General features: G+C 64.2%; 1 pseudogene and 1 other annotated feature. The pseudogene reads right to left on the bottom strand.

What is annotated here, in order from left to right:
* A pseudogene (locus tag ACFWAY_RS53910) lies at positions 1-1,051 on the bottom strand (IS3 family transposase); the annotation flags it as partial.
* Positions 648-779 (bottom strand) — a sequence feature (AL1L pseudoknot). It overlaps the preceding pseudogene by 132 nt.
* Positions 1,052-1,102: the final 51 nt, after the last annotated feature.

Genomic DNA, 1,102 nt, shown 5'->3' with positions numbered 1-1,102 from the left:
TCCGCCAGGGCATTATCGTAGGCGTCACCTACCGACCCGATCGACGGCCGAAGTCCTTGCAGGAACAGGGTTTCCCCGAATCGCAGAGCCGTATATTGAGAGCCCGCATCCGAGTGGTGAATAGTCCTCTCGCGCAACGGATTGCCTTGCATCGACCGCAGCATGCAGGCGTGATTCACCGCCCGCTCTACGAACGCGGTTTCCTTCGACGTCGACACCTCCCAACCGACGATCGTGCCGGCGAACGCATCGATCACGAACGCGGTGTACGCGAAGCAGGGCACCATCCGCACGTACGTGAAGTCGGCGACATAGAGCGCATCGGGCCGGTCGACCCGGAAGTTCCGATCGACCAGGTCCGGTGGCCGCGGCGCCGACGGCTCCGCGATGGTGGTGCGGACCCTCTTCGTCCGGGTGGTGCCGCGCCACTCGTTCACGCGCATCAGCCGCTCCACGGTGCAGCGGGCCACCTCGATGCCCTGACGTTGCAGGTGGGCCCACATCTTCAGCGAGCCGTACAACGACTCCGGTTTGCGTCTGCCGTGCTCGTCCCGCTCGACGTAGTACGAGGCCAGCACCGCGGTGATGGTGGCGTCCCACAGGGCGCGCTTCGACAGCGGGCGCGCCAGCCAGGCGTAGAAGGTTCTCGGGGCGATCGTGCACCCGTGCTCGGTGAGCACGCGGCAGATCGGTACGACCCCGAACTGATCGCGGTGTTCGGCGATGAATCGGCAGATCACTTGCGTGGCGGGTCGCACTCCCGCGCGAAGAAAGATGTTGCGGCTTTGAGTATTTCGATGGTCTTCTCGAGCTCGGCGTTCTTCCGGCGCAATGCCCGCAGTTCGATCTCCGCCTCGGACGCCGACGCGGCATGGGTGCCATCACCCGCCGCTTCGGCCTTGCGGACCCACACCCGTACGGTCTCCGTCTTCAGTGACATCCGTTCGGCGATTGTGCGGATCGCCTCGTATTCCGAGGCGTAGTCACCACGGTGCTCGAGGACCAGGCGCACGGCCTTCTCTCGCACCTCGGCTGGATAGACATTCGGCATAAGGATTACCTTCCCAAGAAAGAAGGTGCGCATCAAACCCGGGACGATTCA

Origin of the sequence: Rhodococcus sp. NPDC059968 (genome assembly GCF_042738615.1) — a bacterium.
Taxonomy (GTDB): Bacteria; Actinomycetota; Actinomycetes; order Mycobacteriales; family Mycobacteriaceae; genus Rhodococcus_F.
This window is presented reverse-complemented; position numbering and strand designations above follow the sequence as displayed.